Source organism: Novipirellula aureliae (assembly GCF_007860185.1).
Lineage (GTDB): Bacteria > Planctomycetota > Planctomycetia > Pirellulales > Pirellulaceae > Novipirellula_A > Novipirellula_A aureliae.
On sequence record NZ_SJPY01000030.1, the window covers coordinates 1 to 2,077 of the forward strand.

Here is a 2,077-nt window from a genome sequence, read left to right on the forward strand (position 1 = left end):
CCGCTTCACCGAGCAAACCTATGTTGCCACAATACTACCAAGCCGTGAACCAATTCATCGAACACCGGAGTTATGCTCTTAGAAAACCTCGGGGGTTTGGGGGCTGGTCCCCAATTCCGCTGGAGGAGCAAAATCGGAGTTTGGAAATACTTTATTTCCAAACCGAACTTGACAAACCATTAGACCGTTGCTGACCCCCGCGGAGCGTTTCTTCTGACCCCCGCAAAGCGTTTCTCCGATAAGGCAATTAAGGAATTAACTACGTGCCGTTGAAGCCCAAGGAGGGTTTGTCCTGAGTCATGAACGCAGTCACCGACTTAGAAGCAAATCGACCGATCTGCGTTTTCGATTTTGCGATTCCGCCGGCCCGATCATCGGCGTGCGTACGGGTTTGGCCAACCCGAAGAAAATCACTGCTGTGTTGGAGGCAAAACGCGTGGGAGAAACGGGACATCGTCATGGTAGACCGCCAATGTCGAATGGCTAATCGAGCCAATCCAATGGTTTTCCAAATCGTCAGCGGCCGACAAAGTCTGGCGAGGCAAATCGATTGATCGAGAATTCTCTACCAGGGTGGCGAAGACTGAACCACCAATGCTGACTGAGAAGTGCTCGGACGCAACGACGAGCCATTGGAATTTGAGACTGTGCTTTTCTTCATCCTTCCCCTTCTCTTCATCAACTCAGGGAATCAACGTCGCCCGCCGCACCGTAGGATTCAAGGACTCACCGAGCGGATTCGACGGCCAGATCGTGGAATTGGATGAAGTCATGCAAATCGACCTTCCGGGTCGGAGTTGCGGCTTCCACAGCCCGGATTATGGCAATCAGGTCATTAAATGATTTCCAGGTCTTGTTTTTGTCTGGGCCGACGCTTGCTTCCAGTCCAACACGGACTTCGCCCTTGAAATTTTGCAGTTCCCAAATCACCCCGCTTTCGATCCGTGAAGCCGTATCGCGTTCGTAGGCCATCAGGGAAATCCCCGCCAACGATTGAGCCATATCCGCAAAACAAGCATCGCGTTCCTCGTCAGATTCCCAGCCCACCGGCTTGCCGACCTGATCATACCACACAGGTAGATCAGCATAGACCGGAATCTCTTTGCCGCCATGCGCATCCAGATATTCGCGAACCTCGCGGAGGGTGTCCCGGAATTGTAGCAGCAGGCGTTTGCGTTCGAGCGGAGTGATGGATGTCCAGTTGGGCAGGCCATGTGGCTCGATGTCTAGATGAAGTCCGTCAAAACGCTGAGTGGAATTGGCGCAATCAGCGTTGAAATCGATCAGTTCGCGCTGGATGTGAACCGTTAGCAGGTTGGCGCGATTGCGCGGCTCGATCCACGTATTCTCCGATAGCAGCAATTGCGAGCTCATGCCCGCGGCGTGAACTCGCTCATTCCAGTCTCGAACCACGGCAGGCCGAGCCATTGTTTGCTTGCTGTAACAGCCATAGAGACGGTTGATTCCCCATTCTTTGAGAAATTCCAGCGCAGCGCTTTCTTTGTCCGGGTTCCCGATGACTTGCTCGGTGCCCCACGGGTGATCTGGCGAAGTCCACCACCAAACCCCGCGCTCTTCACTGGCCTCCCCGCTCGAGAGCGAAAGCCCCAGAGCAGCAAACCAAGTGAGGCAAAAAACAAATTGGCACAGCCATGGTCGCGCAGGCAATCGCAATACACTGAAAGAGGATGATTTCATCGTTAGATAGGAGGATTTTTCTTAAAGATTAAAGATATGAAGAGATAAAGGTGTCAGGACTCATTTCTTGGAAGAGATAAAGGTGTCAGGACTCATTTCTTGGAAGAGATAAAGGTGTCAGGACTCATTTCTTGGAAGAGATAAAGGTGTCAGGAAGAGATAAAGGTGTCAGGACTCATTTCTTGGCAATCGAGACTCGTTTGGTAGCTTTTTCTTCGGGCGTCCCCGAGTGAGAGATAAAGGTGTCAGGACTCATTTCTTGGCAATCGAGACTCGTTTGGTAGCTTTTTCTTCGGGCGTCCCCGAGGGCGTAAGGTTGATTCAAGGTCCAAGCGACGTGCGATTGACTCCACCCATCCTGGTTCCCCAAGCGGACTAC

2 protein-coding genes are annotated in these 2,077 nt (G+C 52.2%); both read right to left on the bottom strand.

Features of this window, described 5'->3' with window-relative positions; translation table 11 throughout:
- Positions 1 to 726: 726 nt before the first annotated feature.
- Positions 727 to 1,698 (bottom strand): hypothetical protein, encoded by a 972-nt coding sequence (locus tag Q31b_RS27620; protein WP_146602906.1) that lies wholly within the window; start codon positions 1,696 to 1,698, stop codon positions 727 to 729.
- A 175-nt stretch (positions 1,699 to 1,873) separates the two neighbouring features.
- A partial coding sequence (locus tag Q31b_RS29260) for a hypothetical protein (protein ID WP_231617906.1) occupies positions 1,874 to 2,077 on the bottom strand: 204 nt, incomplete at its 5' end.

What these genes read in the sequence shown, in the direction of transcription:
- Q31b_RS27620 (WP_146602906.1), bottom strand. Translation starts at nt 1,698, where the DNA reads ATGAAATCATCCTCTTTCAGTGTATTGCGATTGCCTGCGCGACCATGG.